This window comes from Brevundimonas sp. KH_060 (genome assembly GCF_057838275.1).
Map to the genome: position 1 here is coordinate 3,324,634 of NZ_CM174463.1, position 12,753 is coordinate 3,337,386.

The following is a 12,753-nucleotide window of genomic DNA, read 5'->3' on the forward strand; positions in this document are numbered from 1 at the left end:
CGCGGGGATGATCCGACCGCCGCCCAGAAGGAGACGCCGTCCTCATGAGCCCCGCCCGCCCGATCGGCGCTTCGCGCCTAGCCACCTATTTCCACGTCCACCTGGTGTCGGACTCGACCGGCGAGACGCTGAACGCCATGGCCAAGGCTGTCGTCGCCCGCTTTGACGGCGTTATTCCCATCGAACACATCTACGCCCTGGTGCGATCGTCCAAGCAGATGGATCGGGTGCTGGAAGAGGTGGCGTCTGCCCCTGGCGTGGTGCTGCACACCCTGGTCGACCGTGAATTGCGTGAGCAGCTCGAGGAAGGCTGTCGTCAGCTTCAGATGCCGCAGATCGGGGCTCTGGATCCGCTGGTCGGCGCCCTGTCGCGCTATCTGGGCGCGGACGTCTCGGCGCGGGTCGGGGCGCAGCACGCCCTGGACACGGGTTATTTCAACCGCATGGGCGCCCTCGACTACGCCATCGCCCACGACGACGGCCAGGGCACGCTGGAACAGCTGGAGCAGGCCGATGTGGTGTTGTGCGGGGTCAGCCGGACCTCCAAGACCCCGACCTGCATCTATCTGGCGCACCGGGGCATTCGCGCGGCGAACGTGCCTCTGGTTCCCGGCCAGGAGGATGGCGAGCGGCTGACGGCGTTGAAGAAACCGCTGGTCGTCGGCCTGACCGTATCGCCCGATCGGCTGGTGCAGATTCGCCGCAACCGGCTGGACGGGCTGAATGCGGGCCACGCCTCGGCCTATGTCGACCATGACGCCGTGCGCGAGGAAACCATCAAGGCGCGCCGCGCCTTCGAACGGCGCGGCTGGCCGACCATCGACGTGACCCGCCGCTCGGTCGAAGAGACAGCGGCCGCCATCATCAATCTGTTGAGCGAGCGGCGCGGCCGCAAGCTGGGAGCCCCGATGTGACGACGACCGACGGCGAACGCCTGATCCTGGCCTCCAAGAGCGCCGCGCGCCGCGCCATGCTGACCGACGCCGGCGTGCCCTTCGCCGTGCAGGTCGCCGATGTGGACGAGGACGCCCTGAAGACGCCGGGCGTCGATCCGGTCGAGCTGGCGGTTGAACTGGCGCGGGCCAAGGCGCTGGCGGTGTCGCGTCATGACGCTGACGCCTGGGTGCTGGGCGCGGACCAGACCCTGTCGTTCGAGGGCGGACTGGTGTCCAAGGCGCCGACGATGCAGGCCGCGCGCGAACGCCTGAGCGCCATGCGCGGCCGTTCGCACCAACTGCATTCCGGCGCCGCCCTGGCCCGCAACGGCCAGGTGGTCTGGTCCGGCGTGGACACTGTCGAGATGAAGGTGCGCGATTTTTCCGACGCCTTCCTCGACGCCTATCTGGCGGCGGAGGGCGAGGCCTTGCTGGCCTGCGTCGGCTCCTATCGGCTGGAGGGGTTGGGCTCGCAATTGTTCGAGGCGGTCGAGGGCGACTACTTCACCGTTCTGGGCCTGCCGCTGTGGCCCGTTCTGGCCGAACTGCGGCGCGCGGGCGTGATCGCGTCATGAGCGGGGCGTCAGTCAGCCGCATCACCGGCGCCGCCCTGCTGGGCGGAATCGTCGGCAATCCGGTCAGCCATTCGCTCAGCCCGGTGATCCACAACGCCTGGCTGGAGGCGGGGAGGATCGACGGCGCCTACGTCGCCTTCGCGCCCAGGGACGCCGCGGGGTTCGAGGCCCTGGTCGCGGCGGGCCGTGCGGGGCTGATCGCGGGCGTCAACGTCACGGCGCCGTTCAAGGAACAGGCCTTCGCCCTGGCGGATGAGGCTGCGGCGGCGGCGCGGACGACAGGCTCGGCCAACATTCTGGTGTTCGAGGACGGCCGGGTGCGGGCGGACAGCGCCGACGGCGCGGGCGTGCTCTACGCCCTGGCCGAACAGGCGCCGGGGCTGAAGCTGAAAGACGCTAGCGTCGTCATGCTGGGCGCGGGCGGCGCGGCGCGGGCGGGCGCAGGTGCGCTGATCGAGGCGGGCGCCGCCCTGTCCATTCTCAACCGCACGCGCGAAAGGGCCGAGGCCCTGGCCGCCGACCTCGGCCCAGCGGTGACGGTCGCCCCGGACGCGAGCGTGCTGGAGGGCGCCGATCTGGTCATCAACGCCTTGAGCATCGCGCCCGATATCACGCTGGCGGCGCTGAAGCCTTCGGCCGTGGTCATGGACATGACCTACAAGCCCGTGGTCACGCCCCTGCTGGCGGCGGCCCGCGCGCGAGGCCTGGCGACCGTGGACGGGCTGGCCATGCTGATCGGCCAGGCGGCGCCGTCGTTCGAGGCCATCTTCCGCCGTCCGCCGCCATCGCTGAACCTGCGCGCCATCCTGCTGAACCATCTGGGAGAGACGGCATGATCGTCTTGGGCCTGACCGGCTCGATCGGCATGGGCAAGTCGACGACCGCCCAGATGTTCGCCGATGAGGGCGCCGTGGTGTGGGACGCCGACGCCGCCGTTCATCGCCTCTACGGCCCCGGCGGCGCGGCGGTCGCACCGCTGGCGCAGGCCTTCCCCGGCGTGGTCGTGGACGGCGCGGTCGACCGGCCGCGCCTGGCCGAAGTATTGGGGCGCGACGAGGCGGCCTTCCAACGGCTGGAGGCCATCGTCCACCCCCTGGTCGCCGCCGACCGCGCCGAGGCGCTGAAGGCGGCGGCGGAAGGCGGCGCGGGTCTGGCGCTTGTCGACATTCCCCTGCTGTTCGAGACGGGCGGCGACGCCTTCGTCGACGCTGTGGCGGTGGTCACGGCGGACGCCGAGATTCAGGCCCAGCGCGTCCTGGCGCGACCCGGCATGACGCGCGAGCGGTTCGACGCCATCCTGGCGCGCCAGACGCCGGACGCCGAAAAACGCGCCCGCGCCGACTTCCTGATCGACACAGGTCGCGGCCTGGAGGCCGCGCGTGACCAAGTGCGAGCCGTTGTGGCGAAGATTCTGCAGCCGAACTGGAAGCCTGCGCCGCCTTCCGCCTGGGGCCTGAGTCGTTTGAGCCTGCTGGCCGAGGGCGTCGGCGGAACGGCCTGGCGGGCCGTCGCGGCCGACGGCCGCACCAGCGTGATCAAGCGCGTAAGCCCGCAGGCGGCGCCGGATGCGCTCCATGCCCTGGCCTGGCTGCGTTGGCGCGACGGATCGGGCGCGATCCGGCTGCTGGGCGCTCAAGGGCCCTGGCAATGGCTTGAGGACGCCGGCGACCGCACCCTGACCGCCGTGCTGGAGTCGGAGGGCGACGACGCCGCGACCCGCATCGCCGCTGATGTGCTGCGCGCTCTTCATGCGCCGTCGGATCGCCCGGCCGAGGGCCTTCAGACCATGGAGGACCGCTTCGCCGCCTTGAGGCTTGAGGCGGCGAGACAGGGCGGTTTGTTTGGCGAGGCGGACGTCATGGCGGCGGGCCTGATGGCCGAGGGGGCGCCGATCCGGCCGCTGCACGGCGATCTTCATCACGACAACATCCTGCACGGGCCGCGCGGCTGGCTGGCGATCGATCCGCATGGCGTCCTGGGCGATCCGGCCTATGACGCGGCCAATCTGCTCTACAATCCGCTGGAGCGGCAGGATCTCAGGACCGATCCCGAACGGGCGCGCCGCCTGGCCGAAACCCTGGGGCCGGCGGTCGGGCGGCCTGCGAAGGCGGTCATGGCCTGGGGCTTCTGCCACGCCTGCCTCTCCGCCGCCTGGCACCTGGAGGACGAGAACCACGAAGAGGCGGAGCGCAGTCTGGCGGTCGCCCGGGCGATCCGTCGTGCGCTGGAGGGCTGAACCCTTTCGTTGAAGGCCGAACCCCGGCATTAAGGGCCATGACCCGCGAAATCGTTCTCGACACCGAAACCACCGGCTTCGATCCCAAGACGGGCGACCGGCTGATCGAAGTGGGCTGCATCGAGATCGAGGACCTGCTGCCGACGGGGCGAACCTTTCACCGCTTCATCAACCCCGAGCGGCTGATCCCGCCTGACGCCATCAAGGTGCACGGCATCACCGACGACAAGGTGAAGGACGCACCCAAGTTTCATGAGGTCGTCGATGACCTGATGGAGTTTCTGGGCGATGCGCCGCTGATCGCGCACAACGCCAACTTCGACCGCAACTTCATCGATTTCGAGATCGGCCGTATCGGCCGCAAGCCGCCGCCGCAGGACCGCTGGATCGACACCCTGGCCCTGGCCCAGAAGCGGTTTCCGGGCATGGCCAACTCGCTGGACGCCCTGTGCAAGCGCTACAAGATCAGCCTGGTCGAGCGCACCTTGCACGGCGCCCTGATCGACGCCCGTCTGCTGGCCGAGGTCTATCTGGAGCTGCGCGGCGGCAAGGAGCGGGCGCTGGACCTGACCTCGACCCGCGGCGGCGCGGCCGAGACGGCGGAGCGCGTCGCCTACGGCGCCCGGCCGCGTCCCCTGCCCGCCTTCGTCACGGCCGAGGAAGACGCCGCTCACCAAGCCTTCCTCAAGGCGACGCTCAAGGACTTCAGCCTGTGGGCGGGCTATGGCGTGACGGTCGAGACCGAGGCTGAAGAAGCCGCCTGATCGGCGTCGTCCGCCGGGATGGGGTTCATCAGGATATAGGTTCCGGGCCGGATCTGATGGGCGTCGATCAGGGGGACCAGGCGTCGGAAATGCTCGCTGGCGCATTGGGCGTCGAGCGCGGCCTGGTCGGGCCATTCCTCGATAAAGATGAAATGGCCGGGCTGCTTGCGATCCTCGAACAGATCATAGGCTCGGCACAAAGGCTCCTGCCGCGTCAGCCGCACCAGTTCGGCATAGAGGGGCCGCACCGCCTCGATATGCTCGGGCTTGATGAGGTCCTCGGCGATGACCTTGAGCACTACGCTGTCCTTGGAAATGAAAAGGGGCGCCCGACCGGACGCCCCTCCTACACATGGTCGCTCAAGCAGCGAGGCGCCGCGCGCCTCGCGTTAGCGACCTAAATCAAGCCTGGCCGGTTTCCGCCGGGGCGCCGGCGATCTGCTGCTGGCGGGCGACGTAGATGGCGGCGAAGTCGATCGGATCGACCATGAAGGGCGGATAGAAGCCGCCGTCCATGGTGGCCTGGGCGATGACCTGGCGCGCGAAGGGGAAGAGGTAGCGCGGGCATTCGATCAGCAGCAGGGGCTCGATGTCCTGCGGCTGGACGCCTTGCAGGGCGAACAGGCCGCCGTAGAGCAGTTCCACGTGAAACACCGGCGACTGATCGTCGGCCGTGGCCTTGATCGACAGCTTCAGGTCCACTTCGAACAGGCCGTCGGGGCGGCCCTGGGCGTTCATCTCGACGCCCATGTCGATGGCGGGCTTGCCGTCGATGCGCAGGCTGTCCGGCGCCTTGGGGTTTTCGAACGACAGGTCGCGGACATACTGGGCCAGGATGCGGAAGCCGGGGCCTTGCGGTTGGCCGCCCTGAGGCTGGGCTTGGTCGGGCGTCTGGCCGTTGGCGTCGGCGGGCGGCGTGGCGTCGGTCATGAGTCTGAAAACCGTCTTGCAAGAATGGAGTGTCCCGCTCCCCCTGGAGGCGGGTCTGAGGGGGCGGCGGTAGCATGGCGAGACCCTGTGTCGCAACGCCGAGACCCGCGTTCGCCTCTCGCTTCGCCTTGCGCCCGCCCGGATCGACCCCTAATCACGTTGTATGAGCCGCCCTTTCGCCTTTGGGGAGAAACCAGAGGCGCTTCCCTGCAGGGAAGATGAGGCCTGACTAGTCGAGGAACCCACCGTGCCGGTGACCTTTCAGATCGTGATTTTCGCCGTCATCGCGGCGGTTCTGCTGTTCCAGCTCTATAATGTGCTGGGCAAGAAGGTCGGCCGCCAGCCGGAGGACAATCCCAAGCCTGTGCCGGTTCCCGCCGTTCCTGCCGGCGCGCCTGAGGCGCCGCGCGGCCCGGTCGTCGATCCGGCCCTGACGGCGGCGATCGCGGGGCTGAAGGCGCGCGAGCCGAACTTCGATCCGCATCGTTTCCTGGAAGGCGCGCGTCAGGCCTATGAGACCATCGTCCGCGCCTACGCCAAGGGCGACCGCGACGCCCTGCGTCCGCTGCTGACCGAGAAGGTCATGGGCTCGTTCGAGGCCGGCATCGCAGCGCGAGAAGCGCGCGGCGACGCCGAGAGCGCCGAACTGGTTCACGCCCCGCGCGCCGATCTGGAGCTGGCGACGACCGAGGGCGATCGCGCCCTGGCCAAGGTGCGCTTCCTGGCCGAGGTGCGCGGCTCGGTCACGCCGTCGGGCGGCGAGACCGTCACCGAGGAGCGCCGCACCGCCGAGATCTGGACCTTCGAGCGCCGTCTGGGCGCCTCGGACCCCAACTGGGCCCTGGCCCGGGTCGAGCCGGCGACCGCCTGATGATCGCACGGTCCGCGCCCCTCGATCAGACGGGCGCGGCCCGTCTCTTTACGGCTCCGCTTGGACGACTGGGCGGCCTGTCCGGCGTTTTGGCTCTGACGCTTCTGGCGGCGGCCTGCGCCTCGACGCCGCGCCCGGTTCCGACGCCTGATCCCGTTCCCCTGCCCCCGCCGGTGTCGCCGCCGGTTCCGCCGGTCGCCGGAGACCTCGATCTAGCCGCCCTGCCCGGTTGGGCCGAAGAAGACCACCTGGCGGCCCTGCGCGCCTACGCCGCCGGTTGCGGCCCGTCGCGCATCGCCGTCGAGACTTGCCGCGACGCCCGCGCCCTGGCCGCCCGCGCCAATCCCAGCGACGCTCGCAGCTTCCTGGAAAGCCGCTTCACCGCCGCCGAGGTTCGCACGGATGATGGCGGGCGCGGCCTGCTGACCGCCTATTTCGCTCCCGAATATCCGGCTCGCCGCGTCCCGGACGCCGAGTTTGACGCGCCGGTTCTCAGTCGTCCGGCCAATCTGTCCAGCGTAGGCGATCGCGCGGCCATCGAGGCGGGCTCGGCCCAGTCTTCGGCCCTGGCCTGGATGAAGGCGGAGGATCTGTTCTTCCTGCAAATTCAGGGCTCGGGAACCCTGACCTTCTCCGACGGCGCCCGCTTGCGCGCCGCCTACGCCGCCGACAACGGGGCCAAGTTCGTCGGCATCGCCCGACCGATGACCGAGGAAGGCCTGCTGCCTCGCGACGGGACGTCGGGCGAGGCGATCCGCGCCTGGCTGGCGTCCCATCGCGGACCCGAGGCGCGTCGCGTGATGGCGCTGAACCCGCGCTACATCTTCTTCACCACCAGCGCCGACGACGGCAATGAGGCGACGGGCGCGGCGGGCGTGCCCCTGCCCGCGCGGCGTTCGGTGGCGGTCGATCCGTCGCGCTGGACCTATGGCGAGGCGGCTTGGATCGAGGCGGACGGCGGCAATCTGCGCGGCGCACGCGCCAGTTATCGCGGTCTGGTCATGACGCTGGACACCGGCTCGGCCATTCGCGGGCCGGTGCGCGCCGACCTCTATATCGGCCGAGGCGACGCGGCGGGGCATGAGGCGGGTGCCGTGCGCCACCCCTTGCGGATGTGGCGGCTAATCCCGCGCGGTTAATCAGCCGCCGCCTTGATCAGTCGCGAACGCGCGTGACGGTATTGTCGAAGCCGTCGAGGATCTGACGCGGCTGGCCGGAAGACCGCCAGCGCACGATCTGCCCCGTGCCCGAGACTTCCAGAACCGCATCGGGCGTCAGGGTGATGGAGACCTTGTTGTCCACGCCCGCCAGTTCCAGCCCCGCACATACGCCGGTCAGGGTGATGTCGTGGTTGGTCCCCTGGATTTCGACGCGGCGGCCCTGGCACGGAATAGTCCGCTTGTGCCCCTCGCCGGCGATTTCGATCAGGTTCGGACCCAGATCGACGCTGCCGACCTGAACAGGCAGGGGGGCGAGGGCCATGAGAGCGAGAGAGGCGAAAGGCGTGAACAACATGGGGGAGGTCCTGTATGGCCCAGCTTGAGACCGTCATGAATGTCCCGCTGCAGGCTTTGGTTCCTGGTCCCAGGCCGGTTCACAGACCGCCGGATTCCTGACGGCGGAACCGGCCACCGCAAAGGCGGGTTCAAGCCTTGCCGTTCAAACAGGGAGAAGCGGTTATGCCGATGGGGGCCTGGAGCTATCTGGACCGGCGGTTGTTTATGGCCGGCGCCGCCGCCAGCGGTCTGATGTCGGGGGGCGCTGCCCAGGCTCGCGCGGCCGCGACGACGATTTTTCACGGCGGCCCGATCCGCACCATGGACGATGCGCAACCTTCGGCCGAGGCCGTGGCGGTGCGCGGTGAGACGATCCTGGCGGTCGGCGCCCTGGACGCAGTGCGGGCGGCGGCGGGGCGAGGCGCGCGTCTGGTGAATCTTGACGGGCGGACCCTGTTGCCGGGCTTCTTCGACCCGCACGGCCACGTCTCCATGGTCGGGCTGCAGGCGCGTTACGCCAACCTCCTGCCCGCGCCGGACGGCGAAGGGAACGACATTCCGGCTCTGCAGCGGATCACGCGCGACTGGATGAACCGACACGAGGCGCTGGTGCGCGACACCGGCCTGATCATCGGTTTCGGCTATGACGACTCCCAGTTGAAGGAGCGACGCCACCCCACGCGGGACGAGCTGGATGCCATATCCGACGCCGTGCCGGTGCTGTTCCTGCATCAGTCGAGCCATCTGGGCGCGGCCAACGGCGCGGCCCTGGCTGCGGCGGGGATCGGGGCGGATACGGCCGATCCGGACGGCGGGGTGATCCGACGCAAGGCGGGCTCGCGCGAACCCGACGGCGTGTTGGAGGAAACGGCCCTGTTCGCTGTCATGGGCGCTCTGTTCACCCGGCTGGACGCCGAGGCCAACCGCCAGATGATCGTCGAGGGCGCTCGCTACTACGCCCGGTTCGGCTACACCACGGCCCAGGACGGGCGGTCGTCCACCGACACCTGCCGCATGATCGCGGGCCTGGCTCAGGCCGGCGCCCTGCCTATCGACATCCTGTCGTTTCCCGACATCCTGACCTCGACCGACATCATGGCCACGCCTCTGTACCGGCGGACCTATGAGGGACGCTATCGCATCGGCGGGGTCAAGCTGACGCTGGACGGCTCGCCTCAGGCCAAGACGGCCTGGCTGTCCCAGCCCTACTTCGTCCCGCCCGACGGCCAGCCCGCCTCCTGGCGCGGCTATCCTGCGGTGACGGAGCAACAGGCGCTGGACGCCGTGGACCTGGCTTTCGCCAATGACTGGCAGATCGAAGTCCACGCCAACGGCGACGCCGCCATCGACCTGATGATCGCCGCCGTGCGCGAGGCCAGCCGCAAGCACGGCGCGCGCGACCGTCGTCCGGTGCTGATCCACGGCCAAACCACGCGAGAGGACCAGCTGGACGATCTGAAGGCCCTGGGGATCGTCCCCTCCTTCTTCCCCATGCACACCTTCTACTGGGGCGACTGGCACCGGGATTCCGTGCTGGGGCCGCGCCGGGCCGAGGTCATCTCGCCCTGCGGCTCGGCCTGGCGGCGCGGGATGCGTTTCACCAGCCACCATGACGCCCCGGTAGCCAATCCCGACGCTTTGCGGGTGCTGTCGGCCACGGTCACGCGGCGCACGCGCTCGGGCGACATCCTGGGGCCGGACGAGCGCGTGCCGGTCGAGGTCGCCCTGAAGGCCATGACCCTGTGGGCCGCCTGGCAGCACTATGAGGACGACCGCAAAGGTTCGCTCACAGCCGGCAAGCTGGCGGACATGGTCCTTCTGGATGCGGACCCCATGACCATCGATCCCGACCGCCTGGCTGGGATCAAGGTCACGGACGTCTACAAGGACGGCCGCCCGGTCGAGCTGGGCTGAAGCCCTAGCGTTTCTTCAGGCTGCCCAGCACGCCGCGCAAAAGCTCGCGGGTGATGGTCGAACCGGCGGTGCGCAGCACGGACTTGGTCAGGGCCTCCATCGGCGTCTGGCGGCTGGAGGTCCGGGCGCGCGGGGCGGCGCGTTCTCGCGCCGGTGCAGGCGCTGACCGCGCCGCCTTCTCCGCCGCCTTGGCCTCGGCGGCCGCTGTGGCGGTTTCGGCTTCGATGCGATCCGCCTGGGCGCGGCGGGCCTTCAGAACCTCTTCGGCCGACTCGCGGTTGACTGCCGTGTCATAGACGCCGCGCACCGGGCTGGCGGCCAGGCTGGCTGCGCGCTCGGCCTCGGTCGCCGGACCCAGGCGCGAGTCCGGCGGACGGATCTTGGTCTGGGCCACCACGGTCGGCGCGCCCTTTTCATCGAGCGTCGAGACCAGGGCTTCGCCCACGCCCAGAGCCTGGATGGCCTCGGCGGTGTCGAAGGCGGGGTTGGTGCGGAAGCTCTGGGCGGCGGCGCGCAGCCCCTTCTGCTCGGCGGGGGTATAGGCGCGCAGAGCGTGCTGCACCCGGTTGCCCAGCTGAGCCAGGACGCTGTCGGGAATATCGGCCGGGTTCTGGGTGACGAAGTAGACGCCGACGCCCTTGGAGCGGATCAGGCGCACCACCTGCTCGACCTTTTCCAGCAGGCCCTTGGGCGCATCGTTGAACAGCAGGTGGGCCTCGTCGAAGAAGAAGACCAGTCGCGGCTTCTCCGGGTCGCCGATCTCGGGCAGTTGCTCGAACAGCTCGGACAGCAGCCACAGCAGGAAGGCGGCGTACAGGCGCGGGCTGTTCATCAGCCGCGTGGCGTCCAGCACGTTCACCTGCCCCCGGCCGTCGAGGGCCGTCCGCATCATGTCCTCCAGCCGCAGGGCCGGTTCGCCGAAGAAGGCCTTGCCGCCCTGCTGCTCCAGCTGAAGCAAGGAGCGCTGGATGGCGGCGATGGACTGGGGCGAGACATTGCCGACTTCGCGGCCGATGGTCTGGGCGTTCTCGCCGACATAGGCCAGCAGGGCGCGCAGGTCCTCCAGGTCCAGCAGCAACAGGCCTTCCTTGTCGGCGACGTGGAAGGCGACGGTCAGCACCCCCTCCTGCACGTCGTTCAGCTCCAGCATGCGGGCCAGCAGCACGGGGCCGACGTCGGTCACGGTGGCGCGGATCGGATGGCCCTTCTGACCGTACAGGTCCCAGAAGACGACCGGGGCCGACTTGCCGTTCAGCGTCAGGCCCATCTTGCCCGCGCGCTCGGAGAATTTTTCGACATTGCCGCCCTGGCTGATGCCGGACAGGTCGCCCTTCACGTCGGCGCAGAAGACGGGGACGCCGGCTTCGGAGAAGCCCTGGGCCATGATCTGCAGGGTCACGGTCTTGCCCGTGCCGGTGGCGCCGGCGACGACGCCGTGGCGGTTTGCCCGGTTCAGCAGCAACCGTTCGGGCAGGCCCTCGAAGGACTGGCCGAGAAACAGGGCGGGGGCGTCGGTCATGAAGAGGGTCTCCTGCGTGCCTTTCCATGCTTAATCGACCGCGCCGCCGCCGCAAGGCGGAACCTCGGCGGTTTACAGCGATTGACGCCGTTCCCGGCCACGACGACAGTTCAGCCATGAAGCTTCCGATCACCGTCAGTCATTCCTCCCCGGCCGCCAATGCGGTGGTCCTGATCGCCGTCGTGGCGGCGGGGGCGGCTCTCTATTGGCTCAGAGACATCCTGACGCCGCTGGCCATGGCCCTGTTCCTGATGATCATGATCGACGGGGTGAAGCGCGCCATCGAGCGGCGCACGCCGATTCCGCCGCGCTTCGCCGGGGCGGCGGCCCTGATCCTGGTCGTGCTGGGCTTCCTGGCCTCGATCTGGATCATCGTCGACGGCGCGGCGGGCTTCTTCACCGACGCCTCGGGCGTGGCGGGCAGCATCGGTCCGCGCATCGACCAGATCAGCCGCGACGTCTCGGCCCTGGTCGGGGTCAGCGATCCGCCGACCCTGCAGGACATGATCGCCGGCATCGACGTGCGCGGCTGGCTGACTAGCACGGCCTTCCAGGTGCAGGGCGCGGCCACCGGCGCCTTCTTCGTCATGATCTACCTGGGTTTCCTGCTGGCCTCGCAAGCCGGCTTTCGCAAGAAGATGGTGGGCATGTTCCCGGACCGCGGCCCGCGCCAGGAGGCGCTGGAGGTGTTCGAGCGCGTGCGCGGCGGGGTCGAGGGCTATCTGTGGGTTCAGGCCGTGACCGGGGCCATGATCTGCGCCGTGGCCTGGGTGCTGATGCGGGCGGTAGGGCTCCAGAACGCCGAGTTCTGGACCTTCGTCATCTTCATCGTCGGCTTTATTCCGGTGCTGGGCGGCGCAGTGGCGGGCTGCGCCCCGCCGCTGTTCGCCCTGGTCCAGTTTGAGAGCTACTGGCCCGCCTTGATTCTGTTCGTGGGTCTGCAGACCCTGCTCTTCCTGGTCGGCAATCTGGTCCAGCCGCGGATGCAGGGCGACAATCAGAATATCGACCCCATCGTCGTCCTTCTGGCTTTGGCCTTCTGGGGCAAGCTGTGGGGCGTGGCGGGCATGTTCCTGTCGACCCCGCTGGCGGTGATGGCCATGGCCATCCTGGCCGAGTTCAAGGGCTCGCGCTGGATCGCCGTGCTGCTGTCGGGCGACGGCGAGCCCTATGCCGCCAAACATCCAAAGAAACAGGATAAGAAAACTGAGTCTTCACCCAAGAAACGGGGCGGTTCTTCCCTGTTGAATCGTATACGGGGCCGCGACGTCCCGCCGCAGGCTTAAAGCTAGAAATATTCGTCTTCTTGTCCTTGAACTGCCGCAATCGCCGCCTATTTGATCCTCACACGACGACGCGGTCCTCCCCTCCCCCTCCCGGACCGCGACGTCCCAGGCCGGCGCTTCCCCTCCCCCTCCTGAGCGCCGGACCGAGCAGGCCGTCGGACATCGTTCGACGGCCTTGTTCGTTTCTGGGCCCCATTTTCCTTCAGCCCTGACGCGCGCTTCTGTCC

General features: G+C 69.1%; 12 protein-coding genes and 2 pseudogenes. 10 read left to right on the plus strand and 4 right to left on the minus strand.

The annotated features are described in order from the left end of the window. The first annotated feature begins 44 nt into the window (after positions 1-44). The 6 genes and pseudogenes from AC3IPP_RS16470 to dnaQ all read left to right on the plus strand — a co-directional run bounded on the left by AC3IPP_RS16470 (position 45) and on the right by dnaQ (position 4,510). Positions 45-914 (plus strand): pyruvate, water dikinase regulatory protein, encoded by an 870-nt coding sequence (locus tag AC3IPP_RS16470; RefSeq protein ID WP_087140143.1) that lies wholly within the window; start codon positions 45-47, stop codon positions 912-914. Next, entirely contained in the window at positions 911-1,510 is a 600-nt protein-coding gene (locus AC3IPP_RS16475) for a Maf family protein (protein WP_489149731.1), read from the plus strand. Before AC3IPP_RS16470 ends, AC3IPP_RS16475 begins: the two co-directional genes overlap by 4 nt. Continuing rightward, positions 1,507-2,346 (plus strand): shikimate dehydrogenase family protein, encoded by an 840-nt coding sequence (locus tag AC3IPP_RS16480; RefSeq protein ID WP_489149732.1) that lies wholly within the window; start codon positions 1,507-1,509, stop codon positions 2,344-2,346. The genes AC3IPP_RS16475 and AC3IPP_RS16480 overlap by 4 nt, the downstream gene beginning before the upstream one ends. Next, positions 2,343-2,930, plus strand: a pseudogene (gene coaE, locus AC3IPP_RS16485) (dephospho-CoA kinase); the annotation flags it as partial. The gene AC3IPP_RS16480 and the pseudogene coaE, both read left to right, overlap by 4 nt. An 87-nt stretch (positions 2,931-3,017) precedes the next feature. After that, positions 3,018-3,746, plus strand: a pseudogene (locus AC3IPP_RS16490) (aminoglycoside phosphotransferase family protein); the annotation flags it as partial. 38 nt (positions 3,747-3,784) lie between these two features. Beyond that, entirely contained in the window at positions 3,785-4,510 is a 726-nt protein-coding gene (dnaQ, locus tag AC3IPP_RS16495; protein ID WP_087140136.1) for a DNA polymerase III subunit epsilon, read from the plus strand. Here the strand turns inward: dnaQ and AC3IPP_RS16500 are convergent. Further along, a complete protein-coding gene (locus AC3IPP_RS16500; protein ID WP_489149733.1) occupies positions 4,468-4,809 on the minus strand; it encodes a putative quinol monooxygenase in 342 nt (113 codons plus the stop codon). The two genes, dnaQ and AC3IPP_RS16500, sit on opposite strands and share 43 nt — an antisense overlap. A 103-nt stretch (positions 4,810-4,912) precedes the next feature. After that, entirely contained in the window at positions 4,913-5,440 is a 528-nt protein-coding gene (gene secB / locus AC3IPP_RS16505; protein WP_087140133.1) for a protein-export chaperone SecB, read from the minus strand. 253 nt (positions 5,441-5,693) lie between these two features. On the opposite strand from secB, the gene timA reads away from it, so the two are divergent. Together timA and AC3IPP_RS16515 are read left to right on the plus strand one after the other, a co-directional pair. Beyond that, a complete protein-coding gene (gene timA, locus AC3IPP_RS16510) occupies positions 5,694-6,311 on the plus strand; it encodes a TIM44-related membrane protein TimA (protein WP_489149734.1) in 618 nt (205 codons plus the stop codon). Then, the gene (locus AC3IPP_RS16515; RefSeq protein WP_489149735.1) at positions 6,311-7,450 is read left to right on the plus strand and encodes an MltA domain-containing protein; all 1,140 of its coding nucleotides are present in this window, start codon (positions 6,311-6,313) and stop codon (positions 7,448-7,450) included. Before timA ends, AC3IPP_RS16515 begins: the two co-directional genes overlap by 1 nt. A gap of 16 nt (positions 7,451-7,466) precedes the next feature. Here AC3IPP_RS16515 and AC3IPP_RS16520 read toward each other — a convergent pair whose 3' ends face one another. Next, the gene (locus AC3IPP_RS16520) at positions 7,467-7,826 is read right to left on the minus strand and encodes a DUF3060 domain-containing protein (RefSeq protein WP_489149736.1); all 360 of its coding nucleotides are present in this window, start codon (positions 7,824-7,826) and stop codon (positions 7,467-7,469) included. A gap of 164 nt (positions 7,827-7,990) precedes the next feature. Between AC3IPP_RS16520 and AC3IPP_RS16525 the strand changes: the two genes are divergently transcribed. Next, positions 7,991-9,721, plus strand: coding sequence for an amidohydrolase (locus tag AC3IPP_RS16525; protein ID WP_489149737.1), 1,731 nt, complete (start codon positions 7,991-7,993; stop codon positions 9,719-9,721). A gap of 4 nt (positions 9,722-9,725) precedes the next feature. Here AC3IPP_RS16525 and AC3IPP_RS16530 read toward each other — a convergent pair whose 3' ends face one another. Beyond that, positions 9,726-11,240: a helicase HerA-like domain-containing protein gene (locus AC3IPP_RS16530; RefSeq protein ID WP_087140128.1), complete on the minus strand. Its 1,515-nt coding sequence runs from the start codon at positions 11,238-11,240 to the stop codon at positions 9,726-9,728. Positions 11,241-11,356: 116 nt separating this feature from the next. Here AC3IPP_RS16530 and AC3IPP_RS16535 point away from each other — a divergent pair, with 116 nt between their 5' ends. Then, complete coding sequence (locus AC3IPP_RS16535; protein ID WP_489149738.1) at positions 11,357-12,526, plus strand: AI-2E family transporter; 1,170 nt, start codon at positions 11,357-11,359, stop codon at positions 12,524-12,526. The last annotated feature ends 227 nt before the right edge of the window (positions 12,527-12,753 follow it).